Origin of the sequence: Shimia sp. CNT1-13L.2, from assembly GCF_024331145.1 — a bacterium.
In the GTDB taxonomy this organism is placed as follows: Bacteria; Pseudomonadota; Alphaproteobacteria; order Rhodobacterales; family Rhodobacteraceae; genus Shimia.
The window spans coordinates 61945-87192 of sequence record NZ_JANDJO010000004.1; the positions used below are offsets into that span (position 1 = coordinate 61945).

At 61.5% G+C, this 25248-nt stretch carries 27 protein-coding genes; 10 read left to right on the plus strand and 17 right to left on the minus strand.

The window, feature by feature from the left end:
- Window positions 1-6: 6 nt before the first annotated feature.
- From NNA36_RS10090 to NNA36_RS10110, 5 genes are read left to right on the plus strand one after another with little or no spacing between them, the layout of a single operon-like run.
- Window positions 7-1626 (plus strand): tripartite tricarboxylate transporter permease, encoded by a 1620-nt coding sequence (locus NNA36_RS10090; RefSeq protein WP_255106900.1) that lies wholly within the window; start codon window positions 7-9, stop codon window positions 1624-1626.
- On the plus strand, window positions 1608-2975 hold the full coding sequence (locus NNA36_RS10095) for an aldehyde dehydrogenase (RefSeq protein ID WP_255107235.1): 1368 nt from the start codon (window positions 1608-1610) through the stop codon (window positions 2973-2975). Before NNA36_RS10090 ends, NNA36_RS10095 begins: the two co-directional genes overlap by 19 nt.
- Entirely contained in the window at window positions 2972-4267 is a 1296-nt protein-coding gene (locus NNA36_RS10100) for an aspartate aminotransferase family protein (RefSeq protein WP_255106901.1), read from the plus strand. The genes NNA36_RS10095 and NNA36_RS10100 overlap by 4 nt, the downstream gene beginning before the upstream one ends.
- Complete coding sequence (locus NNA36_RS10105) at window positions 4264-5196, plus strand: phosphotransferase enzyme family protein (RefSeq protein WP_255106902.1); 933 nt, start codon at window positions 4264-4266, stop codon at window positions 5194-5196. Before NNA36_RS10100 ends, NNA36_RS10105 begins: the two co-directional genes overlap by 4 nt.
- Window positions 5196-6431, plus strand: a complete 1236-nt coding sequence (locus NNA36_RS10110; protein WP_255106903.1) for a Tm-1-like ATP-binding domain-containing protein — start codon at window positions 5196-5198, stop codon at window positions 6429-6431. Before NNA36_RS10105 ends, NNA36_RS10110 begins: the two co-directional genes overlap by 1 nt.
- A 51-nt stretch (window positions 6432-6482) precedes the next feature.
- On the opposite strand, the gene NNA36_RS10115 is transcribed toward NNA36_RS10110, so the two are convergent.
- Window positions 6483-7499, minus strand: coding sequence for a putative 2-aminoethylphosphonate ABC transporter substrate-binding protein (locus tag NNA36_RS10115; protein WP_255106904.1), 1017 nt, complete (start codon window positions 7497-7499; stop codon window positions 6483-6485).
- Between the two features lie 206 nt (window positions 7500-7705).
- On the opposite strand from NNA36_RS10115, the gene NNA36_RS10120 reads away from it, so the two are divergent.
- A complete protein-coding gene (locus NNA36_RS10120; protein WP_255106905.1) occupies window positions 7706-8206 on the plus strand; it encodes a DUF2478 domain-containing protein in 501 nt (166 codons plus the stop codon).
- On the opposite strand, the gene NNA36_RS10125 is transcribed toward NNA36_RS10120, so the two are convergent.
- Window positions 8199-8966, minus strand: coding sequence for a sulfite exporter TauE/SafE family protein (locus NNA36_RS10125; RefSeq protein WP_255106906.1), 768 nt, complete (start codon window positions 8964-8966; stop codon window positions 8199-8201). The two genes, NNA36_RS10120 and NNA36_RS10125, sit on opposite strands and share 8 nt — an antisense overlap.
- Window positions 8967-9110: 144 nt before the next feature.
- Here NNA36_RS10125 and NNA36_RS10130 point away from each other — a divergent pair, with 144 nt between their 5' ends.
- A complete protein-coding gene (locus NNA36_RS10130) occupies window positions 9111-10799 on the plus strand; it encodes an acyl-CoA dehydrogenase family protein (protein WP_255106907.1) in 1689 nt (562 codons plus the stop codon).
- A gap of 92 nt (window positions 10800-10891) precedes the next feature.
- Here the strand turns inward: NNA36_RS10130 and NNA36_RS10135 are convergent, their stop codons facing one another.
- Window positions 10892-12577: a calcium-binding protein gene (locus tag NNA36_RS10135; protein ID WP_255106908.1), complete on the minus strand. Its 1686-nt coding sequence runs from the start codon at window positions 12575-12577 to the stop codon at window positions 10892-10894.
- 307 nt (window positions 12578-12884) lie between these two features.
- Here NNA36_RS10135 and NNA36_RS10140 point away from each other — a divergent pair, with 307 nt between their 5' ends.
- A complete protein-coding gene (locus NNA36_RS10140) occupies window positions 12885-13436 on the plus strand; it encodes a TetR/AcrR family transcriptional regulator (RefSeq protein WP_255106909.1) in 552 nt (183 codons plus the stop codon).
- A gap of 1 nt (window position 13437) precedes the next feature.
- Window positions 13438-13839 (plus strand): META domain-containing protein, encoded by a 402-nt coding sequence (locus NNA36_RS10145; RefSeq protein ID WP_255106910.1) that lies wholly within the window; start codon window positions 13438-13440, stop codon window positions 13837-13839.
- Here NNA36_RS10145 and recO read toward each other — a convergent pair.
- The 14 genes from recO to folK form a co-directional block, all read right to left on the minus strand.
- Window positions 13814-14545, minus strand: a complete 732-nt coding sequence (recO, locus tag NNA36_RS10150; protein ID WP_255106911.1) for a DNA repair protein RecO — start codon at window positions 14543-14545, stop codon at window positions 13814-13816. The genes NNA36_RS10145 and recO overlap by 26 nt on opposite strands.
- A 10-nt stretch (window positions 14546-14555) precedes the next feature.
- Window positions 14556-14888 carry a DUF1491 family protein gene (locus NNA36_RS10155; RefSeq protein WP_255106912.1) on the minus strand — a complete coding sequence of 111 codons (333 nt, stop codon included), beginning with the start codon at window positions 14886-14888 and terminating at the stop codon, window positions 14556-14558.
- A gap of 22 nt (window positions 14889-14910) precedes the next feature.
- Window positions 14911-15819, minus strand: coding sequence for a GTPase Era (era, locus tag NNA36_RS10160; RefSeq protein WP_255106913.1), 909 nt, complete (start codon window positions 15817-15819; stop codon window positions 14911-14913).
- A 40-nt stretch (window positions 15820-15859) separates the two neighbouring features.
- Window positions 15860-16741, minus strand: a complete 882-nt coding sequence (locus NNA36_RS10165) for a DMT family transporter (protein ID WP_255106914.1) — start codon at window positions 16739-16741, stop codon at window positions 15860-15862.
- 5 nt (window positions 16742-16746) lie between these two features.
- Window positions 16747-17427: a ribonuclease III gene (gene rnc / locus NNA36_RS10170; RefSeq protein WP_255106915.1), complete on the minus strand. Its 681-nt coding sequence runs from the start codon at window positions 17425-17427 to the stop codon at window positions 16747-16749.
- Window positions 17424-18260 carry a signal peptidase I gene (lepB, locus tag NNA36_RS10175; protein ID WP_255106916.1) on the minus strand — a complete coding sequence of 279 codons (837 nt, stop codon included), beginning with the start codon at window positions 18258-18260 and terminating at the stop codon, window positions 17424-17426. Before lepB ends, rnc begins: the two co-directional genes overlap by 4 nt.
- A gap of 70 nt (window positions 18261-18330) precedes the next feature.
- On the minus strand, window positions 18331-18762 hold the full coding sequence (gene acpS / locus NNA36_RS10180) for a holo-ACP synthase (protein ID WP_255106917.1): 432 nt from the start codon (window positions 18760-18762) through the stop codon (window positions 18331-18333).
- Window positions 18759-19385: a LysE family translocator gene (locus NNA36_RS10185; RefSeq protein WP_255106918.1), complete on the minus strand. Its 627-nt coding sequence runs from the start codon at window positions 19383-19385 to the stop codon at window positions 18759-18761. The genes acpS and NNA36_RS10185 overlap by 4 nt, the downstream gene beginning before the upstream one ends.
- Complete coding sequence (locus NNA36_RS10190) at window positions 19382-19831, minus strand: ABZJ_00895 family protein (protein ID WP_255106919.1); 450 nt, start codon at window positions 19829-19831, stop codon at window positions 19382-19384. Before NNA36_RS10190 ends, NNA36_RS10185 begins: the two co-directional genes overlap by 4 nt.
- Before the next feature lie 11 nt (window positions 19832-19842).
- Window positions 19843-20583, minus strand: a complete 741-nt coding sequence (locus NNA36_RS10195) for a pyridoxine 5'-phosphate synthase (RefSeq protein WP_255106920.1) — start codon at window positions 20581-20583, stop codon at window positions 19843-19845.
- 70 nt (window positions 20584-20653) lie between these two features.
- The gene (locus NNA36_RS10200) at window positions 20654-21316 is read right to left on the minus strand and encodes a DUF2062 domain-containing protein (RefSeq protein WP_255106921.1); all 663 of its coding nucleotides are present in this window, start codon (window positions 21314-21316) and stop codon (window positions 20654-20656) included.
- Between the two features lie 13 nt (window positions 21317-21329).
- Window positions 21330-23471: a bifunctional (p)ppGpp synthetase/guanosine-3',5'-bis(diphosphate) 3'-pyrophosphohydrolase gene (locus NNA36_RS10205; protein ID WP_255107236.1), complete on the minus strand. Its 2142-nt coding sequence runs from the start codon at window positions 23469-23471 to the stop codon at window positions 21330-21332.
- 45 nt (window positions 23472-23516) lie between these two features.
- Window positions 23517-23870 carry a DNA-directed RNA polymerase subunit omega gene (rpoZ, locus tag NNA36_RS10210; RefSeq protein ID WP_255106922.1) on the minus strand — a complete coding sequence of 118 codons (354 nt, stop codon included), beginning with the start codon at window positions 23868-23870 and terminating at the stop codon, window positions 23517-23519.
- 76 nt (window positions 23871-23946) lie between these two features.
- On the minus strand, window positions 23947-24492 hold the full coding sequence (gene folK / locus NNA36_RS10215; RefSeq protein WP_255107237.1) for a 2-amino-4-hydroxy-6-hydroxymethyldihydropteridine diphosphokinase: 546 nt from the start codon (window positions 24490-24492) through the stop codon (window positions 23947-23949).
- Between the two features lie 166 nt (window positions 24493-24658).
- Between folK and NNA36_RS10220 the strand changes: the two genes are divergently transcribed.
- Window positions 24659-25231, plus strand: coding sequence for an NYN domain-containing protein (locus NNA36_RS10220; RefSeq protein ID WP_255106923.1), 573 nt, complete (start codon window positions 24659-24661; stop codon window positions 25229-25231).
- Window positions 25232-25248 lie beyond the last annotated feature (17 nt).

Below are 25248 nucleotides of genomic sequence, written 5' to 3' on the forward strand. Positions count from 1 at the left end.
ACACACATGGACCTCCTCCTCTCCTCAGTCGACATTCTGGCGCGCTGGGATGTTCTGCTCGCCCTCCTCGCAGGCTCGGTTGGTGGCGTTCTGATTGGCGCCATTCCCGGTGTCGGCCCTGCCGTGGCCATCGCCATCCTGCTGCCCGCGACCTTCTCGATGGACCCAATTGTCGGGCTCACCGTTCTCTTGGGTATCTACGGCTCGTCCATGTACGGCGGCGCGATTCCGGCGATCCTGATCAACACGCCCGGCACTGCCGTGAACGCGCTCACCACCTATGACGGCTATCCGATGACCGCGCGGGGCGAAGCGCGGCGCGCGCTGTCGCTGGCCTATTCGGCCTCGTTCTTCGGCGGCATCTTCTCGGTGGTCTGCCTCATCCTTTTTGCCCCGATCCTGGCCAAGATCGCCCCAATGTTCGGCAGTCGCGAAATCTTTCTCGCAGCCCTCCTCGGCATCATTCTGGTGATCGTGGCGCACCGTGGTCAGGCCCTGATCGCCGCCGCGCTGGCCTGTTTCGGCGTCTTCCTCAACACCGTCGGCCTCGAGCCGGTGAAATACTCCAAACGTTTCACCTTTGATCAGTCTTTCCTGTCTTCGGGCGTGAACCTGATCGTTGTGGTTCTGGGTCTCTTTGCCCTCTCGCAGGCCTTCTACCTGTTGCAGGGCGATGACGAGAAAGTCCGCATGACCAAGCTGCGCGGCGGCATGTTCCAGGGCCTGCGCGAACTGGCGCGGCACCCGCGCGTGGCCGGTGTCTCGGGCACCTTTGGCGTGGTGATGGGCATGATCCCCGGCGTCGGCGAATTCACCGCCCAGTTCCTGAGCTACACCTACGCGCAGAAATCTTCGAAACGTCCGCAGGACTTTGGCCACGGGTCCTCCGAAGGCCTGATCGCGGCCGAAACCGCCAACAACGCCGTGCCGGCCGCCGCCATGGTGCCCCTGCTGGCGCTTGGCATTCCGGGCGAGGCCCTGACGGCGATGATGCTCTCGGTGTTTTACGTGCATAACGTGGTGCCCGGCCCGCAGCTGTTCCAGAACCAGATGGACTTCGTGGTTGCCCTCTACCTCGCCCTGCTGGCGCTGAACGTGCTGGTGCTGGTGTTCCTGCTGTTTGCCACAAACCACCTGATCAAGGTGGTGAAGATTCCCAACCGGTTCCTCGGCGTCTGTATCCTCGTACTGAGTTTCGTCGGCGTCTACAGCCTGCGCAACTCGGTCACCGACTGCCTGATCGCGGCCTGTTTCGGCATCTTCGGTTTCGTTCTCAAACGCCTGTCCCTTCCGGCTGTTCCGATCATCCTCGGCATGGTTCTGGGCGGCATCATGGAGGTCAAGCTGCGTGCCGGCATGGCACGGGTAAAAACCCCCTTCGACTTCATTGACCGCCCGATCGCAATGATCCTCTTCCTGATGATCCTGGGCGTCCTGTTCATCCATTTCCGCCGAGTCTGGCTGGATCGCAAAGCAATCAAGGAGGCCAAATGGTCGACCAAACACGCATCGACGAACTTCGGCATGCACCTGTTCCGCCGCAAAAGCTATTTGTTGAGGGAACGTGGACGGAAGGTTCGGGAGAAACACTTGAAGTACAATCCCCGATCGACGGACAAACGCTAACCACACTGGTCCGCGCCTCTGCCGACGATGTGAACACCGCGGTGGCCTCGGCCCGCGCCGCCTTTGAAGATGGCCGCTGGAGCCGCATGGCACCGGCAGGCCGCAAGAAGGTGCTGATGCGGCTGGCCGAGCTGATCGAACAGAACGCCGTGGAACTGGCGGTTCTGGGCGTGCGCGACAACGGCACCGAGTTCAACATGGCCCTCAAGGCCGAGCCGGGCTCGGCTGCGGGCACCTTCCGCTACTACGCCGAGGCGCTCGACAAGGTGTATGGCGAAGTTGCCCCAACCGATCCGTCGGTTCTGGGTCTTGTCCACAAGGAACCCGTGGGCGTAGTTGGGGCCATCGTGCCGTGGAACTTCCCGCTGATGATCGGCGCATGGAAGCTCGCTCCGGCGCTGGCGATGGGCAACTCCGTTGTGCTGAAACCGGCGGAAACTGCGTCTCTATCCCTGCTGAAACTGGCCGAACTGGCCTCGGAAGCGGGCCTGCCTGACGGTGTCCTGAACGTGGTCACCGGCCAGGGGGCCGTGGCGGGCGAGGCGCTCGCGCTGTCGATGGATGTCGATGTGTTGGTCTTTACCGGCTCTGGCGGCGTCGGCCGTCGCCTGCTGGAGTACTCTGCTCGCTCAAACTTGAAGCGCTGTTACTTGGAGCTTGGCGGAAAATCCCCGAATATCGTCTTTGCCGATGCGCCCGATCTCGAAGAGGCTGCCAAGGTGTCCGCCATGGGCATCTTCCGGAACTCGGGTCAGGTGTGCGTGGCAGGGTCTCGACTTTTGGTCCAAGAGTCCATCCATGACGAGTTTGTCGAGACCCTTTCCCGCCACGCGGCGGCGCTCAGGGTTGGCAACCCGCTTGATCTCGACACCCACGTGGGTGCGGTCAACTCTCTCACACAGCTTGAAGGCAACCTTGGCTTCATCGACAGCGCCCATGCCGATGGCAACACCATCGCGCTTGGCGGCAATCGCATCCTGCAAGAGACCGGCGGCTTTTATATGGAGCCGACCATCGTGACCGGCGTGAAACCCACCGACCGCGTCGCCCAGCAAGAGGTCTTTGGTCCGGTTCTGGGTGTTCTGCCCTTCAAGACCGAGGAAGAGGCCATCGCCATTGCCAACAGCACCGATTATGGCCTTGCCGCCGGTGTCTGGACCTCCGACCTTGGCCGTGCCCACCGCATGATCCGCGGCGTACGTTCGGGGGTGATCCACGTGAACACCTATGGCGGCGCCGACAACACCGTGCCGCTGGGGGGGCACAAGCAATCGGGCAATGGCCACGACAAATCCCTGCATGCGCTCGACAAATACGTCGACCTGAAAACCGCTTGGATCAAGCTATGAATGTCGCTGCAAAAAACCTGATCGACCGGCGCGCAAAGCTGCTCGGCCCCAATGTCAGCACCTTTTACGAAGAGCCCGTGCATATCGTGCGCGGCCAAGGGGTCTGGGTCTGGGATGCCGACGGCAACAAGTTCCTCGACTGTTACAACAACGTGCCCCACGTCGGACATTGCCACCCCAAGGTGGTCGAAGCGATCTGCCAACAGGCAGGCACGCTGAACACCCACACGCGCTATCTGCACGAGGGCATTCTGGACTATGTCGAGGCGCTCACCGACACCTTTGCCGATCCGCTGAACACCGCGATCATGACCTGCACGGGCTCCGAGGCCAACGACATCGCCCTGCGCATGGCGCGCGGCATCACCGGCAATACCGGCGTGATTGCCACGGACCACACCTACCACGGCAACACCATGGCGGTGTCGCAACTGTCCTGCACCAATCCGCCCCCGGATCGCTGGGACAACGTGGCCTTTGTGCCCGCACCCGACAGCTATCGCCCCCTGGGTGGTGAGCCCGGCATGGCCCATGCCCAGGCCTTTGCGGCAGAGGTCGAAAAGGCCATCGCCGATCTCAAGGCCCGTGGCCATGGTCTCGCGGCGATGATCATCTGCCCCTATTTCGCCAACGAAGGCTTTCCCACCCTCGAAAAGGGCTGGCTGCAACCCGCCATTGACGCGGTGCGCAAGGCTGGCGGCATCGTCATCGCCGACGAGGTCCAGCCCGGGTTTGGCCGTTTGGGCACCGATTTCTGGGGCCACCAGAAGGCGGGCTTCCTGCCCGACGTGGTGACCATGGGCAAACCGATGGCCAACGGCCACCCGGTTGGCGGCGTCGTGACCAGCATGGAGATCATGTCGGCCTTCCGAAAGAACTTCCGCTATTTCAACACCTTCGGCGGCAACCCCGTCTCGGCGGCGGCGGCCCATGCCACCCTCAGGGTGGTGCAGGAAGAGGGGCTGATGGAAAACGCCCGCACGGTGGGGGACTATGCCCGCGACGGGCTGCGCAGGCTTGCCGAAACCCACGCCTGCATTGGCGACGTGCGCGGCTCGGGCCTGTTCTTCGGGGCCGAGATGGTGCTTGATCGCGAAACCCGCGCTCCGGCCACGGCCTTTACCAAGAAGATCGCCAATGCCATGCGCCAAAAGGGCGTTTTGCTGAACTTCCTTGGCATCCACTACAACGCGCTCAAGATCCGCCCACCGTTGCCATTCACGAAAGAACAGGCCGACATCCTGCTGGAACGGCTGGACGAAGCCCTGCACGAAACGCCGCTGGAACCATGAGCGACACGATCCTCAATGAGGCGCTGCGACAATGGGGGGTGTCCGGCAACCCTCACCTCGTGGCGCAACGGGAAAATCACGTCTATGCGGTGCAAAAGGACGGGACGAAATATGCCTTGCGCCTGCATCGCCCCGGCTATCGCACCCAGGCGGAACTGCGCTCGGAACTCGACTGGATGCAGCATCTCGTGGGGGCGGGCCTGACCGTTCCGACGCCGGTGCCGTCACAGCAGGGCGTCCTTCTGGCCACGATCAACGGCCAGAACGTCAGCGTGCTGACATGGCTGTCCGGCACCCCGATCGGCGAGGGCACCGAGATCACACAAGGCACCCCCACCGAAGTTGCGGGGCGGGTTGGCCGTGAAATGGCCCGCCTGCACACCGTAACGGATGCATGGGAGACACCAGCGGGGTTTTCGCGCCCGCGCTGGACGGCCCCCGAGATCCTTGGCGAGACCCCGTTGTGGGGCCGCTTCTGGGAACATCCGCATCTTTCGCAGGACGACACCGCCCTGTTGCAGGCGGTGCGTCTCAAGGCCGCCGAAGACTGCGCAGCGATGGATCAGGATATCGGCCTGATCCACGCCGACCTGCTCACGGAAAACCTGCTGGTCGAGGGTGACCGGATCGGCATCCTCGACTTTGACGATTGCGCCATCGGCTATCGCGCCTTCGAACTCGCAACCTTCCTGTTGCGCTATCTCGAACGCCCCGATTTTGGCGAGATCCGCGCCGCGCTGGTGCAGGGCTATGCCGCCCGCCGCCCGATCCCGTCCGAAGAACTGGATCTGGCGTTGCTGCTGCGCGCACTCACCTATGTTGGCTGGATCATTCCACGCCTCGACGAACCCGGCGGATACATCCGCTCGACCCGCATGATTGCCCGGGCCACGCGCCTGGCCCAAGATTACCTGGAAGGGAGACCATGATGAGCCAGGACAAAACCATCCTTGTGGTTGGCACCTACGACACCAAGGACGACGAGTTGAATTACATGTGCGAGTGCATCCGCGGACAGGGCGGCAACGTCCTGTCGATGGACATCAGCGTGCTGGGTGACCCGTCCGAGCCAACCGATTATTCCAAGCACGATGTTGCCGAAGAAGGCGGGTCTTCGATTCAGGCAGCCATCGACAGCGGCGACGAAAACACTGCCATGCAGATCATGGCGCGTGGCGGGGCCACCCTTGCCCTGCGCCTTTATCGCGAAGGCAAGGTGCATGGCGTTGTCGTGCTTGGCGGCACGATGGGCACCGATGTTGCGCTCGACATCTGTCAGGCGCTGCCGCTGGGGGTGCCGAAATACGTGGTCTCTACCGTGTCCTTTTCGCATCTCCTGCCACCCGAACGCCTTGCCGCCGACATCCAGATGATCCTCTGGGCCGGCGGGCTTTATGGTCTGAACTCGGTCTGCAAATCCTCCCTGTCGCAAGCCGCCGGCGCCGTCCTTGGTGCCGCCCGCGCGGTCGAAGCCCCCTCGCGCGACAAGCCGCTGATCGGCATGACATCCTTTGGCAAGACCATCCTGCATTACATGGTCACCCTGAAACCGGCATTGGAAGCACGCGGCTTCGAGGTCGCCGTGTTCCACGCCACCGGCATGGGCGGGCGGGCCTTTGAATCGCTGGCTTCGGAAGGCGCCTTTGCCTGCGTCATGGATTTCGCCACGCAGGAAGTGGGCAACCACCTGATGGGCGGTTTGTCGGCCGGGGCGGATCGCCTGACCAACGCGGGGGCCTCGGCGACGCCGCAGATCGTGGCCCCGGCCTGTTACGACCTTGTCGACATGGTGGGCTGGAAACCCCTGCCCGACCGCATGAGCCACAAACCCGCGCATGACCACAACCGCCTGCTGAAATCGGTGGTTCTGGATGCAGAGGAACGCCGCGAAGTGGCCCGCACCCATGCCGAGAAACTGGCCACGGCCAAGGGCAAATCGGTCTTCATCATGCCCAAGGGCGGTTGCAACGAATGGGATCGCCCCGGCGCCGACCTGCATGATGCCGAGGGCCTTGCCGCCTTTGTCGACGAGATCGAGGCCACCCTGCCCGAAACCGTGACCTACATCCCGCTGGAGGCGCATATCAACGATGCCGTTTTCTGCGACACGGTGCTCGAGGTGTTTGACGGCTGGGTCGCTGACGGCACCATCAAGACTGCGTAAATGCAAAAGGGCGGCCGCTTGGCCGCCCTCACTTTTTTTGGGGAATTGGGCTTATTTAGGGTCTGATTTTCCGTCGTACCGCGCCTGCCATTCCTTGAGGATACGGGCGCGGTTGTTGGCGGCGAATTCGAAATCATTGTCGATCATGCCTGCCTGCAACCCTTCGGGGAAATGCTCGACCGGCTTGGCGATTCCGGGAATGGCCAGCACGGCATAGCCCTTGTTGTACATCCGGTTTGCCTCTTCGGTGACCGCGAAGTCCACCAGCTTCTGCGCCGCTTCAAGGTTCATGGTGCCGGCCACGATGGCCGTGGCCTCCATGTCCCAGCCCACACCCTCGCTTGGCACGATAATCTCGAGCGGAGCACCGGCGGCCTTGGATTTGGCACCACGGAAGGCAAAGCTGATCCCGATCGGAATTTCGCCCGCCGCCGCCAGCTTGCAGGGCTTGGAGCCCGAGTGGGTATAGCGCGCGATATTCTCGTGCAGACCGTCCATATAGGCCCAGCCGCCCTCTTCTCCGAACATCTGCAACCAGCTTGACACGTCAAGGAACCCGGTGCCCGACGAGTTCGGGTTGGGCATGATCAGATGCCCCTTGTACTGCGGATCAAGCAGGTCTTTCCACGACGTAGGAACCGCCAGACCAAGCTTTTCGGCCTCGACTGTGTTGTAGCAAACCGAGGCCACCCAGGCGTCCATACCGGTCCAGTAGGGTGGATTGTCCGCGTCGACAAACTTGGAATCCAGCTTTTCGACACCCGCCGGTGCATAGGGTTCCAGCATCCCTTCGGATTTCAGCAACAGAAGCGAAGTCGCCGCCAGCCCCCACACCACATCGGCCTGTGGATTGTTCTTTTCCGCCAACAGCTTGGCCGTCACGATCCCGGTCGAATCCCGCACCCAGTTGATGGTGATATCCGGATGCTGCTCGTTGAATTTCGCGGCATAGCGGGCGAGATCCTCGGCCTCGATCGCCGAATAGACGGTCAGTTCGGTTTCCGCCACCGAGGCCGTCGCGATCCCCAACCCCGCCAGAGCCGCGAGAAGAAATTTCGATTTGCGCATCATGTCCCCCTAATGAACTTTCGCATTTGTATAATTTGTCGATCTTGAACTCTTTGATTTCAGTGAAAATAACGGTATTTGTATATTTCTCAACAGAAACTGTGACGCAGGTGCCTGCGTGTTTCAAACCGCCATGGCCCCGCCCCCCGGGCCTGCGCGCCTGTTGCGGGTTTTCCAAAACCGAAAAACTTCCTACATATCCTGTCATGAAAATCGCCTACACCATGACTCGCGGCAGGGGCGAGCTTGACCGCCTGCTTGCCGATTTCGCCGAAACGCTGGGCGCGCGCGGCGTGCGCACCTGCGGTATCGTCCAGATCAACACCGATTGCGGCTCGGGCCATCGCTGCGACATGGACGTGCAGGTTCTACCCGACGGGCCACGCATCCGGATTTCCCAGTATCTCGGCAAGGAGTCGAAAGGCTGCCGCCTTGATCCGGCCTCGCTCGAAACCTCGGTCGCGGAAGTGGGCCGCCGAATGGAAGAGGATTTCGACATCTTCATCCTCAACAAGTTCGGCAAGCAGGAATCCGAGGGCCGGGGCTTTCGTCACCTGATCGGCGATGCTTTGGCGCGCGGGGCTTCGGTTCTGGTTGGCACCAATCCGTTGAATGCGGAAAAGTTCGAAGACTTCACCGACGGCGCCGCCACCAGCATCGCCCCTGATCTCGACGCCCTGTTGCGCTGGTACGAAAGCCCTAAATAAACACCGCCCGCCGGATCAGGTTCAGGGCGGCAATGGTCAGAACAATCAGCGTCGCCTTGCGAAAGGTCTCCTGATCGATCTGGTCGTGAATGCGGGTTCCGATCCACATGCCGAACATCGCCGGTGGCAAAAGCCCGATCGACAGCGGCAGGGTCTCCCAGCGCAAGACACCCGATGTCAGGTGCGCGGCCAACAGGGCCACCGCCCCCAGCCCGTAGATCACCCCCTGCACGCGAATCTGTTCGGTCTTTTCGGTGTTCAGTGCGGTCAGGTACAGAACGGTCGGCGGCCCCCAGACACCCGACAGCCCGCCAACGATCCCGGCAAACCCGCCCACGGCCATCTCGGCGCGCGCATTGGCAACGGTCAGGCGAATCTGGACACCCAAAAGCTGAAGCCCGGCAAAGATCGCAACCGGCACGCCGATCACCAGCAACAGGATATTTTGCGGAAGAACCGGCACGAACTGGGCCGAGATCAGGAGAAAGACAAGCCCCGTCCAGAGGAACACCCGGAACTTCTTGACCGAGGCAATCGCCGCGCCCACGCCCTGGCGAAGCGCCTGCACACCGTTCGACACAAGGGTCGGCAGGATCAACCCCGCCAGTGCCAGTTCAGGTGCCATGAGCGAGCTTAGGCCGGAGATCAGCACCATCGGCATACCGAATCCCACCATGCCCTTGATCAGCCCCGCCAGCAGGGCCACCAGCACAGCCAGAAGGAAAACCACAGGGTCGAGGGAAGATAACAGCAGGTCCATGCCCAAGGTATAAGCGGCCTAGCGCTGCACCGCAAAAAATCAACGCGCAACAAACGAACAATTTCCAATAAACAAAAGTATTATTGTTGCGCTGCATGTGCAAACAGATTATGTCACAGTGCAGCAATGTGAAGGACATGAATCATGGCCCATGACGGACAGGACCTGACGATGACAAACTCTGTAATTCTTCCCGATCTCCTTGCCCTGACCGGCGCGGCTGTTGCCCCGGTCAAGGCACTGCTTGAGACCGCAACCGCAACCCTGCGTGAAACCGTATCTGCCGATGGCCGCGTTTCCGGCAGCCTTCTGGAACAGAACCAGGCAGCCGCGCATGGTCTGTCGTGGCTGGCAACCTACGAACAATCCCTGACCCAGATGCAAGCCTGGGCCGAACGTCTTCAGGGCGAGGGCAAGTTCGGTGAGATGGAACAGCTGATTCACCAGATCGCCTTTGGTGAGTACCTGAACCAGATCAAGGGCGGCATCCCGATGAGCCAGGGCGAGATTGTCCGCCTTGGCGATCTTGGCCTTGGCGTTGACGCGCTGTCGGGTCTCAACACCGCCGAGATCGATGCGCTTTGCACCTCGGGCAACACCCAGAACGCCCGTATGCGCCTTGTCGAACTGATGCAGGACAACGCGGGCCACGCCACCTTTGGCGCCTCGGGCCTCGATGAAGAACTCGAGATGATCCGCGAACAGTTCCGTCGTTACGCCGACGAACGCGTGGTGCCCCATGCCCACGAATGGCACCTCAAGGATGATTACATCCCGATGGAAATCCTCGAAGAGCTGGCCGAAATGGGCGTCTTCGGCCTGACCATCCCCGAGGAATACGGCGGTCTTGGCCTGTCCAAGGCCTCGATGGTCGTGGTGTCGGAAGAACTGTCGCGCGGCTATATCGGTGTTGGCTCGCTCGGCACCCGCTCGGAAATCGCGGCCGAACTGGTCGAGGCCGGCGGCACCGAGGAACAGAAACAACACTGGCTGCCGAAATTGGCCAGCGCCGAAATCCTGCCGACCGCCGTGTTCACTGAACCGAATACCGGTTCCGATCTCGGCAGCCTGCGCACCCGCGCCGTGAAAAACGCCGATGGCGACTACGAGATCACCGGCAACAAGACCTGGATCACCCACGCGGCCCGCACCCACGTAATGACCCTGCTGGCGCGCACCGATCCGAACTCGACCGACCACCGCGGCCTGTCTATGTTCCTTGCCGAGAAAACCCCGGGCGACGACGAGAACCCCTTCCCGACCGAAGGCATGACCGGCGGCGAGATCGAGGTGCTTGGCTATCGCGGCATGAAGGAATTCGAACTGGGCTTTGACAGCTTCAAGGTCAAGAAAGAGAACCTGCTTGGCGGCGAAGAAGGCCAGGGCTTCAAACAGCTGATGAAAACCTTTGAAGCGGCCCGCATCCAGACCGCCGCCCGCGCCATCGGCGTGGCCCAGAACGCGCTTGAGGTCGGCATGCAATACGCCGAAGACCGCAAGCAGTTTGGCAAGTCGCTGATCAACTTCCCCCGCGTCGCCGGCAAGCTGGCGATGATGGCGGTCGAGATCATGGTCGCGCGTCAGCTGACCTATTTCTCGGCCTGGGAAAAAGACCACGACCAACGCTGCGACCTCGAGGCCGGCATGGCCAAGCTGCTGGGTGCCCGCGTGGCATGGGCCGCCGCCGACAACGCGCTGCAAATCCACGGCGGCAACGGCTTTGCGCTGGAATACCAGATCAGCCGCATCCTCTGCGACGCGCGCATCCTGAACATCTTCGAAGGCGCCGCTGAAATCCAGGCCCAGGTCATCGCCCGCCGCCTGCTGGGCTAGAGTTCAGGCCTCACGATATCCAGGCTATGCCGCCCACCACTTCCAAAAGCCCCGGAGCGTTTTCGCTGCGGGGCTTTTTCGTCAGAAACACCTCAGAAGATGAAATCCGCTGCGCCCAGATCGCCAAGGTTCACGTTCAAGAGGGTGATCGTGTTGCCGGCCCCGGCGTCGATCACCACGTCTGCGCCGACCTGGCTCATGTGACCACCTGAAATGTCGGCAAAGCTGATGATGGAAGAGACCGCCACGAGGTTGATCTTCTCGTTGTTGTTGGTCGCCTCAAAGCCCTGGATCACATCGACACCGAAGCCATCGGCAAAGACAAACTCATCGGACCCGGTGCCACCGATCAACCGGTCGTTGCCCGTGTCGCCACTCAGGACATCAGCCCCCTTGCCCCCATTCAGCGTATCGTTGCCCACTCCGCCATTCAGAGTGTCCTTGCCATCCTCGCCCAGTTGCAGATCGTTGTCACCGCCACCTGCCAACAGGTCATTGCCCACGCCACCGCGCAGCGTGTCATCGCCCTGCTGCCCGCGCAGCGTGTCATTGCCATCCGCCCCCTTGAGCAGGTCGAGGCCCTCTTCCCCCAACAGGGAATCCGCGCCCGCACCGCCTTCCAGCGTGTCATCGTCAAGACCGCCGCTCAGGGTATCATTGCCGTTCTCACCCTGAAGCAGGTCGTTGTCCTCCCCGCCAATCAGCGAGTCGGCCCCAAATCCCCCTTTGAGGCTATCGTCGCCCTGATCACCCTGAAGCGTATCATTACCACGTTGCCCCCTCAGAAGGTCAGCGCCAATGCCCCCGCTCAGGTCGTCGTCACCCTTGCGCCCTGCCAGCGTATTGCTGCCTTCGTTACCGACCATCACATTGGCCAGCGCATTGCCCCGGCCATCAAGGTCCACTGTCCCCAACAAGGTCAGGTTTTCCAAGTTCTGCGCCAGCGTGTAGGTGACGAGGCTCTGAACCTCGTCGGTTCCCGCGTCCAGGTCTTCGACAAGAAGCATGGCTGCATCGTCGATGATATAGGTATCGTCACCATCGCCGCCCCGCACCGAGCCGGTCACGGTACCGCCGCGCCCGTCGAACAGGTCTGCGCCGCCCAAAAGATCGACATTCCCGGTGATCTTCCCGGAGTTTACGACGGTCTCGTTGCCATGATCCCCTCTCAAGGCCAGGCTTGTCGGGTCCCCGCCCGAGATCGTGCCCGAGTTGATCAGCGCGTTTTCGGCGTTTGTAAGCGTGTTGAAATCGACCCCGTGGAAAAGACCCGCAAGAACACCCGTATTGATCACCTTGTTACCGGTGCCCTGGACCTCGACACCTAACTGGTCCCCGTTGATCACGCCGGAATTGGACAGAAAGCTATTGTCGCCGTCCAGCAGCACCCCGTCAGTTGCCCCGAAAATCGTGCCGGAATTGGTCACACTCGCCGCGTCCCCGATCATCTGGACCCCGCGGTCCGCCAATCCTGTGACAGTGCCCCGGACGATCACCTCGTGATTGTTCCCCGCCATCTCGATGCCGTCGCTGGCACCGAACACCGAACCGGTTTCCAGCACTTCCACCGAGTTGCTGGCCGAGTTCGTGTCTGAATCGATGCCGTCCAGTTCACTGTAAATCGACCCCGAGACCGCAAGCTGGTTGCCGGTGAACGTCAGGAAATCGAACCCGTCGGATGTGTTCGTAATGTAGCGACCATTCAGCAGCACCCACAGGTCACCATTCGCATCCGCATCAACGCCCGTCGTCGTATTGAAAATCATTCGAACAGCCATAACCGACCCTCCCAAATCCAATTCTGATCCCGCCAGTCTACCAGATTCGGGCCCCACCCTATGAAACTGGGGGTCCTACGGTCCAAACTCGCCGACTGTTCGAATGTCGTGAAACATCCGATCTTTACAGTATCCCTGCGATTTCAGAGCTTTGGAGTGTTGGTGTCGTTGCACTGCCTAATTTGGGATCATAGACCCTATCAGAGAGGGCAGAGTATCTGGCGCAACCTGCAACAGATTGTCGCCGCAATGCAGCATTTTCAATGCCGCGCTTGCAAAACATCCAACACCCCCGTACCCATTTCCCATGTCTTCGACTCGCCTCTCCCCCGACAGCTGGATTCAAGCCGGCTTTGATGCGCTGATTGCGCAGGGGCCTGCTGCGCTCAAGGCAGAGGCGCTGGCCCGCGATCTCAAGACGACGAAGGGCTCGTTCTACTGGCATTTCAAGGATGTTCCGGCCTTCCACAACGCCATGCTTGAGCGGTGGGAAACCACCAGCCTTGCCCGTTTCGAAGACGCCGCCAACAGCGACGATCCCCCGGTGCAACGCCTGCGCCACCTTGCGCAGGTCGTCGAGAAGGAAGATGTCGCCGATACCCGCCGCGCGGTGGAACCGGCGATCCGGGCCTGGGCACATGGTAACGACAAGGTGGCCCAGTCGGTTGCCCGCGTTGACGCCCGCCGCATGGAAGAGCTTGATCGCCTGCTGGCCGAAGTGGGCCTGTCCAATCCCGAACTCTCGCGCATCATCTATGCCGCCAACCTTGGCATGGCCGAACTCTCGGGCCGTGACGGGCAGGCCAATGATGATGCCCTGGGCACCTTGGTGGATCTGGTTCTCGCCCTATATGGGTAGGATGACACGTATCTTTCTCGGGCTTGTTCTCGCCCTCACCCTCTCGGCCTGCTTCAAGGATGAAACCCTGACCGGATATGGCGGTGATCGCCTCTGGCAGTTGGCCGAACTGGACGGCACCCCCTTCACCGCCCGCGCCACGATCCGATTTGACAAGGACGGCAAGGTGTCCGGCCAGGCCGCCTGCAACCGCTTTTTCACCCAGCAATCCGCGCCCTACCCCTGGGTCGAATTCGGCCCCATCGGCAGCACCAAGATGGCCTGTCCCGACCTTGAGGCCGAAAGCGCCTATCTTGGCGCATTGGCCGAGATGAGCCTTGTCGAGGTCAGCGGCGACGTGATGATCCTGAGCAACGATGAGGGGCGCAGAATGGTGTTCACGGCTGCGCCAGACGGCGGCTGAACAGGTCCATCAACCGCCCCCGCGCTTCGGGCAGGGGCTTGTGGCCCAGCTCGGGCGCCAGCTTGTTCTCCATGAAGTATCCGGTTGTGCCAAGCGCCTGAAGGACCTCGTGATCCGGCGCATCGCCCTGCCCCAGCAACACCGGCGGCAGCGGCAACAGGCGATCCGCCCATTCCCCGGCCCCCTGCCGCGACACCGCCCGCCCGGAGCGCGGCGAGACATAGACCAGATCGTCGCGCCCGCCCGTCACGGCGCATTCCGAGAGATCAAGGCCAAAGCCCAGCTCTTCCAACAGCGCCACTTCCCAGCGCAGATAGGCCAGCGGCCAGATGTCGTTCTGCCCCAGAAGATCCAGAAGACGTTCGGTCTTGAGATAAAGATCACCGTGCGGTTCGCGTTCCGGCAGGCTGAAGCCCAACAGCCCCGTCACCGCGTTCAACCCGGCGAGCGCCATACGGTCCGACAGGGCCGCCGCGCGGCTGCGCAGGGGTTCCACGGTGAAACTGCCGATATGTTCCTCAAGCCGTGCGCGCCATGACACGTCAACCTGTGCGCCCGGTTGCAGGATCGGGGTCATCTTGCGGCTGGTGCCCCCGCGCACCACGCCCGCATGGCGGCCCCGTTCAGGCGTGAAAACGTCAAGGATCACCGATGTCTCGCCGTGTTTCCGGCTGCTCAGAACGATTCCCTGGTCACGCCAATCCATATCCGTTGCCCTAGTCCGCCAGCCCCGGCTCATCCAGCAGATGCCGCCCCTGACGGTCTTCCACCTCGACCACCCAAAGATCGGGATCAAACTCGCGCTGTCGGCGCAGGGCCGCATCCACCGATGGTTCGTCGCCTTCCGCCAGAACCACCCACTTGCGGTCTCCGGTCATCAGGTCAAACGACCGCTGAAAGGCCTGTGCCTGCCCGTCCAGCGTGGCCAGCTTGACAAGAACCGCCCCCGCCGTGTCATCGCCGTGGGCCATCACATAGGCCGGAATGCCCGTCAGTTCGAGCCGCGCCATATAGGCCTGCACCCAGAATTTCGCGGTCAACCTCGCCATCAGCGGTTGGTCCTTCCCGCCATCACTTGTTGCCGTCGCGGAAATCCAGCCCCATCTCGGAATAGCGCTCTTTTTCCTCAAGCCAGTTCGGGCGCACCTTCACCTGCACAAACAGGTGGACGCGGCGGCCGAGAAACTCCTCAAGCTCTTCCCGTGCGGCCTTTGACACGGCCTTGATGGTCTCGCCCTTGTTGCCAAGAACGATGCCCTTGTGCCCGTCACGCGCGACATAGACCAGCTGGTCGATGCGGGCCGAACCATCCTTGCGCTCTTCCCAGTTCTCGGTCTCGACCGTCAACTGGTAGGGTAATTCCTGATGCAGACGCAGGGTCAGCTTTTCGCGCGTCATCTCGGCGGCGATCATGCGCATGGGCAGATCGGCGATCTGATCCTCGGGGTAAAGCCACGGCCCTTCCGGCAACTCTTCGGCCAGCCACTGTTTCAAATGGTCGGCACCATGCCCCTTTTCGGCCGAGATCATGAAGGTTTCGACAAAGGGGAAACGCTCGTTCAGGTCCTTGGACAGGCCCAGCAGAACCTCGGACTTCACCTTGTCGATCTTGTTGATCGCCAGCGCGATCTTGCGCCCTTTCGGCAGTTCCTTGAGACCCTCGAGGATGGTCTCAACGCCTTCGGTGATGCCGCGATGCGCCTCGATCAACAGAACGATGATATCGGCATCCGCCGCCCCGCCCCAGGCCGCCGCCACCATGGCGCGGTCCAGTCGGCGACGCGGCCGGAACAGGCCCGGCGTATCGACAAACACCAGCTGGCTGTCACCTTCCAGCGCGACGCCGCGAATGCGGGCGCGGGTGGTCTGAACCTTGTGCGTCACGATCGACACTTTCGCCCCCACCATGCGGTTGGTGAGCGTGGATTTGCCCGCGTTGGGCTCTCCGATAAGGGCGACGAATCCGGCGCGGCTGGTCATGGGCATTCCTTGATGTTGCAAGCCTTGGGTGTACAGGAGATCAGGGCTTAGAACCAGACGGGATTTTGCCACCCGACCGCATCAGCGTATAGAGCCCGCTGCCCACGATCAGAACCGCCCCCGCCAGCGTCATCAGGTCGGGACGTTCGCCAAACCACAAGACAGCAAAGCCCAGCGCAAACAGCAGGCGGGAATAGCGGAACGGCGTGACCACGGCGATGTCGCCGGTGCGCATCGCCACCGTCAGCGCGTTATAGGCCACCACCCCGACCACCGCCGCAATAGCCACCGCCCCCAGCGAGGGCAGAGCGGGCATCTCGGTGGGCATGCCGTAAAACGGCACCAGCACCAGCCCGGCAACGACCAGCACCATGAACCCCAATGTGCCCAGCTGCCGGCCCGACATCGTCTTGGGGCTGACGCTGGTGGCAAGGTCACGGCCCGCGAACCCAAGGGTCGCCAGCAGGGCAAAGATCGAGGTGGCCTCAAAGCTTTCCGGTGTCGGGCGCAGGATCAGTAGCACGCCGACAAATCCCACCAGCATGGCAATCCATCGCCGCGGCCCCACCTTCGCGCCAAGGAACAAAACCGCCCCCAGCGTCACCACAAGAGGTGCCGATTGCAGGATGGCCGAGGTGCTCGACAGGGGCGTAAAGGCCAGAGCCAGGGCAAAGAACAGCCGCCCGCCCAGCTCAAAGACCGAACGCAGGATCATCGCCTTCGACAGAACCGCCGGATGGAACACCGCCTCGCCCGCCCGCAGGGACAAGCCGACAAAGATCACCAGACCGATCAAGCCAAACAGCGCAAGCGCAACACCCACGGGCATCTCGGCGGTGGCAAATTTGAAAAATGCGTCTTCGACCGCAAAGGCCGCCATCGCCAGAACCATCGCAAGGCTGCCGCGCAGGTTCTCGGACATGAGGCTTAGCTTTCCAGACGCGACAGCAACGCCTTGGCCGCTGCCTGCTCGGCCTTGCGCTTGGAATTGTCGCTGGCCTCGGCGCTTTCGCCGTTCTCAAGCTTAGCCGCAATCTCGAAGATCGGCGCATGGTCCGGACCGGACCGCTTCAACAGCTCGTATGTCGGCGGCTTCAGCCCCCGTGCCTGCGCCCATTCCTGCAACGAGGTCTTGGGATCGCGAGCATCAGCCTCGACCTTGCTCACGCGGTCACCCCAAAGGCGCACCACCATCTCCTTGGCGGTCTCGAATCCCGCATCAAGATAGACCGCCGCGATCAGCGCCTCCATGGCATCCCCCAGCAGGGCCTGCTTGCGGCGTCCCCCCGACAGCATTTCCGAACGGCCCAGCTTGAGCCCCGCACCAAGATCAATCTCGCGCGCAACGTCGGCACAGGCTTCCTTGCGCACCAGCGCGTTGAACCGCGGGGCCAGCTGCCCCTCGGTCGCCTTGCGATCCTGCGCCAGCATCGCCTCGGCCATCACCAGCCCAAGCACACGGTCGCCCAGAAACTCGAGCCGCTGGTTGTCATCCCGCGTCGGCGACGACATCGACGAATGCGTCACCGCACGCACCAGCAACTCTGGCCGCTTGAACGAATAGCCGATCCGCCCCTCAAGTGCCTTCAGTTCTGCCGATAGCTTCATTCGACCGCCTTGAAGAAACGGTCCTTGCGCCATGTCCAGAAGAAGAACATGGAGCGGCCCGCCGAAGAGAACATGATGCGGTCTGCGCGGCCGATCAGGTTTTCATAAGGCACGAAGCCGACCCCACGCGCAGCACGCGGTACGCGGCTGTCGGTCGAGTTGTCGCGGTTGTCACCCATGAAGAAATAATGCCCTGCCGGTACCGTGAAAACACCGGTGTTGTCGGCGCCACCCGGACCGATGTTCAGGATCGCGTGGCTGGTGCCGCCGGGCAGGGTTTCGATCTGGCGCGACTTCTCGCAGATGCCGCCATCCCCCACCGGTCCGTTTTCACAGCGCGGGCGCAGACGCTGCGGACCTTGCGGGCCGGCCACTTCCTTGAAGATACCATCATCCTCGAGCTTTACCGGATTGCCATTGATGTGCAGCACACCCTGTTTCATCTGCACCGTCTCGCCCGGCAGGCCGACAAGGCGTTTGACATAGTCATAGCCGGTCAGCGGGTGGCGGAAGACCACCACGTCGCCGCGCTTGGGCTCACCACCGAACAGGCGCTTGTTGTCACCGTCGACAAAGCCGCAGATGTCCTTGGCGTCGATATTGATCCCGAAACGCGCAATGCGGATCGACGGGCACGAGGCATAGGAATAGCCATAGGCCATCTTGTTGACGAACAGGAAATCCCCGATCAACAGCGTGTCTTTCATCGACCCCGACGGAATCCAGAACGGCTGGAAGATCAGAGAACGGAACACGCCCGCGATCAGAAGGGCATAAACGATCGTCTTGACGGTTTCGATGAAACCGTTCTGCTTCTTGGCTTCGGTTGCCATGTGCGCGCCTCTCAGGGGTTTTCTGATGGTTTTCTGCTTGCGGGTTACATGCGGTGCGCGGGCTTTTGAGTCAACCCGAACGCCCCGTTTGCGGCGCCTCATCGCGCAGCGGCCGTGCCTCGATCACCACAAAGGCCTGCGCCCAGGGGTGATCGTCGGTCAGGGTCACGTGAATAAAGGCCTCGTGACCCGCTGGCGTCATGCTGTCCAGCCGCTCCTTGGCCCAACCGGTCACCTGCATCGTCGGTTGCCCCGTGCGCAGGTTCGACACGGCCATGTCTTTCCAGCTGATGCCCATCGCAAGCCCGGTGCCCAGCGCCTTGGAACAGGCTTCCTTGGCGGCCCAGCGTTTCGCCAGCGTGCCCGCCTCGTCGCGTCGCCGCGCCGCCTTGGCAAGTTCCGTCTCGGTGAACACCCGGTTGCGAAACCGGTCTCCGAAACGCTCAAGCGTTCCGGCAACGCGGTCGATGTTGGCAAGGTCGGTTCCGATACCAAGGATCATTGCAAACGCGCCGTCAGGATTTTGAAACTGGCAAAGCCGAAGAAGCCAGCAAAGGCGAGGTCGAACCAGCGTTGCGCCTTGCCATAGCCGCGCACGATCCGTTCAGACGAAAACAGCACCGCATAGCCAAGAAAGATCATCGCCGATCCGGCATAGAGCAGCCCGAAATAGCCAAACAGCGTGGCGGGCGTGGCGTCTGCAGGGGCTACAATCGCATAGATCGCGCCCCAGCTCAGGATCGCCTTGGGGTTGGTCAGGTGGATGGCCGTGCCCTTGGTGAACAGGGTGACGAACCCGCCGCTGAACCCGCTGCCCAGCTTGGCCCCCTCGCCGCTATGGGCGGCGCGTTTCAGCGCCTTCAGAGCAAGCCAGCCAAGATAGGTCGCCCCGGCATAGCGCAGGACTTCGAACACCCAGGCATTGGCCAGCATCACGGCCGACAGCCCAAGGGCCGCGGCAATGCCCCAACTGGCCGAGCCGGCAAGAATACCCAGCGCAAAGGCCAGCGCCGGACGCCGCCCCGCGCTCATCGCCGTGCCTGCAATGCCCATGGTGGCCGGCCCCGGAGAGCCCCCTGCCATCAACCAGGCCACCCAGATCGCCATGAATTCGGGCGTGATCATTTCGATTGCCTCTGTTTTTCAAACGCCTTGATCCCGGCCCGCACGCCGAGGCCAAGGAAAAAGCGGTTGGTAAGGTAAAGCAGGCCCACGGTGATCAGAAGGATCACGAACAGCGCCGGACCACCCACAAACAGAAGGAAGTTCCAGACATCGAACCCCCTGACGGCGTAGATCGTCGTCAAAACCACAAGATAGGCCGCCTGCACCGCCAGCGCACAGCCGGTCAGTGGCCAGGCCAGTTTCCACGCCACGCCTTTTTCCAGCGGGGTGCCGGTGGTCTGGCCATGCTTCATCGCAATGTTCTGCGCCGCCACCATGGCCGGAAGCCAGATGGTGATGCCCGGCGGCAGCTGGAAATCGAACCGCTCAGCGACAAACCCCAACCCGACAAGGGCAAGCATCGTCAGGGCATATTGGATCGTATAGCTGCGCAGGTTCAGACTCATCTCAGGCTCTCTCAGGACGCGGCCCGCGCCTCGTCCATCAGGCGGCGCATTTCCTTGATCGCGGGATCAAGCCCCACAAAGATCGACTCGCCAATCAGGAAGTGCCCGATATTAAGCTCCATCACCTCGGGGAAGGCGGCAACCGGCTGAACCGTTTCATAGGTCAGGCCGTGACCGGCATGCACTTCGAGACCAAGCGAATGGGCAAAGGCCGACATCTCGCGCAGGCGCTCCAGCTCGGCATCGCGTTCCTCGAAACGGCCCTCGGCGTGGAAATCGCAATAGGCCCCGGTGTGCAGCTCGACAACCTGCGCGCCGATACGGGCCGAGGCCTCGACCTGCGCCTTGTCTGCGGCGATGAAGATCGACACCCGGCACCCGGCCTCGCGCAACGGCGCGATGTAATGGGCAAGGCGGTTTTCCTCACGCGCCACTTCCAGCCCGCCCTCGGTGGTCTTTTCCTCGCGCTTTTCCGGCACGATGCACACCGCGTGGGGTTTGTGGCGCAGGGCGATCTCCTGCATCTCTGCCGTTGCCGCCATCTCAAAGTTGAGCGGCACGGTCAGATGCTCCATCAGCGCGTCAATGTCGGCATCCAGAATGTGACGACGATCTTCACGCAGGTGCGCGGTGATCCCGTCCGCACCCGCCGCTTCGGCCAGACGGGCCGCGCGCACCGGATCGGGATAGGCCCCGCCGCGGGCATTCCGCACCGTGGCCACATGGTCGATATTCACTCCAAGACGCAGCATCTCGGTCGCTCCTTGTATCCTCTTCGAATCCGGACCCTAGTAGCGCTTTGGCGCAGGGGAAACCGGATTCTTAGGTTTGTTGATCTTCCTTGTGCGCCGCAGCCTGCTCGCGCGCCTTGGCCCGCAGCGCCTCGACCCGTTTCTTGAACTTGGCAGCGCGGCGCTTCTGATAGGCCCGAATCACCGGAACGCTCAGATAGTAGCTGATCGTGGCTGCCACGATGCCCGGCGCGATCCCACCCACAAGGTAAGGCAGGAACACCTCGTCATAGAAAATCCTCAGACCATCCCAATCCGCCTGGTGATCAAAGAACATCGACAGGAAATTGTGCCACAGGTCCGCACCTGCATCGGCAAACTTGCGCACCAGCGACCGGTGCTCGCCTTCGTGGAACTCGGTCCCAAGGATGAAATGCCCGGTCTTGAGCGAGATGATCCCGATCGGCAGATAGGTCAGCGGGTTGCCAAAGAAGGTGCTCAGAAGTGCCGCCAGAAGGTTGCCATTGAAAACCCGGGCAATCAGCGCGGCAACCACGAAGTGCAACCCATAGAAGGGTGTGAAGGTGGTGAACACACCGGCCCAGACACCACGCGCGATAAACTCGGGCGATCCCGGCAGGCGATGCAGCCGGTGCCGCACGTAGTGAAACGCACGGGTCCAGCCACCCTTGGGCCAGAGGAAATCGAGCACGATCTTGTGAATCGGCCTTTTGTCCCGGCGCTTGAACACCACGATGGTGCGTCCTCTACTCCTTTGGACCCGCAGGCACCCTTGCCCGGCTGGGATCCCGGTGTCTTTCGATCTCGGCCACGTCGCTTTCGGCGCCAAGCGCCATCAACAGCGAGTGCAAATGCTCTGCATCCCGCAGGTCGACATGTACGAGCAAGCGATAGAAATCCGGCTTCCTGTCCACGAATTCAAGGTCCGAGATATTGGCCTTGTGTTCGCCAATCAATGTGCAAATTCGCCCCAGCACCCCGGCGTCATTACCGATGGTGATATTGAGCGGCACGGTATAGATCGCCTTGTGCTTTCCGCCATGCCAATGCAGGTCGACCCAGCGCTCCGGCTGGTCCTCGTAATTGCCAAGCGAGTCGCAGTCGATGGCATGCACAACCACCCCCTGACCGCGGTAGGTGATGCCCACGATCCGCTCGCCCGGAAGCGGCGAACAACAGGGCGCTCGCTGAAAACTCTGGTCGGGGCTGAGGCCGATCACGGCGCGATCAGTTGTGATTTCCTCGCTCTCGTCAGGCACAAGATCGGGATAGACCGCCTGCACGACCTCATGGGCTGTCAGCTCGGCACTGCCCAGCCGCGCCAGCACCTCGTCCATCTCCTTGAGCCGCAGGTTCTTCGCCGCCATGTCGAGAACCTTGTCGGTGGCCTTCTTGCCCAGATGTTCGAATGCTGCCCGCGCCAGTTCGCGACCCAGCTTGATAAACCGCTCGCGGTCCATCTCGCGCAGGGCACGACGAATCGCGGTGCGCGCCTTGCCGGTGGTGGCAATATCAAGCCAGGTGGCCTGCGGCGCCTGCCCTTCGGCGGTGATGATCTCGACCGACTGGCCGTTCTTGATCCGGGTCCACAGCGGCACCCGCATGTGATCGATCTTGGCCCCGACGCAGGCGTGGCCGATCCGGGTGTGGATCGCATAGGCAAAATCAAGCGGCGTCGCCCCGCGGGGCAGCTTCACCACCTCGCCCTTCGGTGTAAAGCAGAACACCTGGTCCGAATACATCTCGAGCTTGACCGCCTCGAGAAACTCGTCGTGGTCTTCCTCGGCATCGAACTGTTCGGTCAGAGAGCTGATCCATTTCACCGGGTCAACCGCAAAGGGGTTCTCGCCGCGCACACCGTCCTTGTAAGACCAATGCGCCGCCACGCCGGTTTCGGCCACGTCGTGCATCTGCTGGGTGCGGATCTGCACCTCGACCCGCCGCCCGTCACGCCCCGACACCGTGGTGTGGATCGAACGATAGCCGTTCGATTTCGGCTGGCTGATATAATCCTTGAACCGGCCCGGAACCGCCCGCCAGCGCTGGTGGATCGCCCCCAGCACCCGATAGCAATCATTCTCGTCACGGGTGATGATGCGGAAACCATAGATGTCGGACAGGCGCGAAAAGCCCTGGTCCTTGGCCTGCATCTTGCGCCAGATCGAATAGGGCTTCTTTGCCCGGCCAAAGACCTGCGCATCAATATCGGCCTTCTCCAGCTCAAGCCGCATGTCACCGGTGATCCGTTCGATCACGTCACCGGTTTCCTTTTGCAGCGTGATGAAGCGGCGCATGATCGACGCCCGCCCCTCAGGGTTCAGCACCTTGAAAGCGAGGTCTTCAAGCTCGTCGCGCATCCACTGCATACCCATGCGGCCCGCCAGCGGTGCATAGATGTCCATGGTTTCGCGCGCCTTGACGACCTGCTTTTCCGGGCGCATCGCCTTGATGGTGCGCATGTTGTGCAGGCGGTCCGCCAGCTTGACGAGGATCACCCGCAGGTCCTTGGACATTGCCATGAACAGCTTGCGGAAGTTCTCGGCCTGCTTTGTCTCGGTCGAGGACAGTTGCAGGTTGGTCAGCTTGGTCACCCCGTCCACCAGCATCGCCACCTCGTTGCCGAACCGGTCAGCAACCTCGCCATACGAGGCCTTGGTGTCTTCGATGGTGTCGTGCAGAAGCGCCGTGATGATGGTGGCATCATCAAGGTGCTGTTCCGTCAGGATGCGGGCAACATCGATGGGGTGGGAAAAATAGGGTTCGCCGGAATGGCGAAACTGTCCCTCGTGCATTTCACGCCCGAATTCATAGGCGTCAGCAATCAGCTTTTCATTGCACTTGGGGTTATAAGTGAGAACGAGCTCTACGAGCTCATCCGCAGGAAACAGCTCGTAAGCGTCGCTCATTCTCGCCTTACCAATTCGTCCTGGCTATTAGCCCTGGCCCTGCGCTTCCATCAGCGCGCGCAGCAGCTTTTCTTCCGACATGTCGTCTTCTGCCGGGGCGTCCGATTCGGCGCCCATCAGAAGCGCCATACGGTCTTCTTCCGGCTCATCGACTTCGATCTGGGTCTGGTTCGCCTCAATCAGACGCTCACGCAGTTCGTCGGCGGTCTGGGTTTCCTCGGCGATCTCGCGCAGGCTGACAACGGGGTTCTTGTCGTTGTCACGGTCTACGGTGATCGGCGCACCGGCCGAGACTTCACGCGCACGATGGGCAGCCAGCATTACCAGCTCAAAGCGGTTCGGAACCTTGTCGACGCAATCTTCTACGGTCACGCGGGCCATAGGGCACTCCATTCTCTCAGGATCGGATCAGAAAACACGTATCTAAAAGGGATCGCCCCCCTTGACAACCCTCGTTTCACAAAGGAACGACCGCTTTTCGATCACTTTCCGGCAGGTTGTTCAGCATTTCGGCCACGCTTTGCCCGCTAACCGGGTGAATCCAGTCCGGCGCAACGTCGTTCAGGGGCACCAGAACAAAGGCTCGGTCCTGCAAACGCGGGTGCGGCAGAATCAGTTGCGAAGGGGCTGCCTTCATCTGTTCTTCCAGTGGCAGGTCCCGCCAATGCGCATAGGTCGCGGCGTCCGGCAGTACCACGTCACCGCCCCCGATCAGGTCAATATCCAACGTACGCCCGGCCCAACGGGTTTCGCGGGTGCGCCCGAACTCGGCCTCGATCTCGTGCAACCGTGCCAGCATCTCCTCTGCATCCAGCGCGCTTTCCACAACCAGTGCCGCATTCACGAAATCGGGGCCTGCCCCCGCAGGAAAACAGGGTGTTTTAAAAAAACGACTCACCTGCAAAACTCGAGATTTGACGTCATTCAGCATCAAAACGGCGCGTTTTAGCGTCACAATAGGATCACCGATTTCCGACGGCAGATTCCCACCGATCGCTAACATCCAGATATTGTTCACCTTTTCACACCTCTCAACAAAATGAGCGACAAAACAGCGCTGATTTACTTGCAGGCTGGGAGAATTGCATTACCCTATTAGGACCGTTTCGCCCAATATTTTTAAACTCACGGGACATTTCAGGGCGGCGCGGCACTAGGAAGGACATTAGATGTTTTACAAAGACGAACGGCTCGCGCTGTTCATCGATGGATCGAATCTGTATGCGGCCGCCAAGTCGCTCGGCTTCGACATCGACTACAAACTCTTAAGACAAGAGTTCATGCGGCGCGGCAAACTATTGAGAGCTTTCTACTACACGGCGCTGCTTGAGAATGACGAATATTCTCCGATTCGCCCTCTGGTAGACTGGCTGCACTACAACGGCTTCACCATGGTGACCAAGCCAGCCAAGGAGTACACGGACTCCCAGGGCCGCCGCAAGGTCAAGGGAAACATGGATATCGAGCTGGCAGTGAACGCCATGGAACTCGCACCACACGTAGACCATATCGTGCTGTTTTCGGGAGATGGGGACTTCCGGCCGCTCGTAGAGAGTCTGCAACGTCAGGGTGTACGCGTTTCGGTGGTCTCCACCATCCGCAGCCAGCCGCCGATGATCTCGGACGAGCTCCGCCGCCAGGCAGATAACTTCATCGAACTCGATGGTCTGCGCGAAGTGATCGGACGTCCGCCCCGGGAAGGCGCGATGGGCGAACGCGAAGCGGAATACTCCGACAGATAATCAGGAAAACCGGGGCC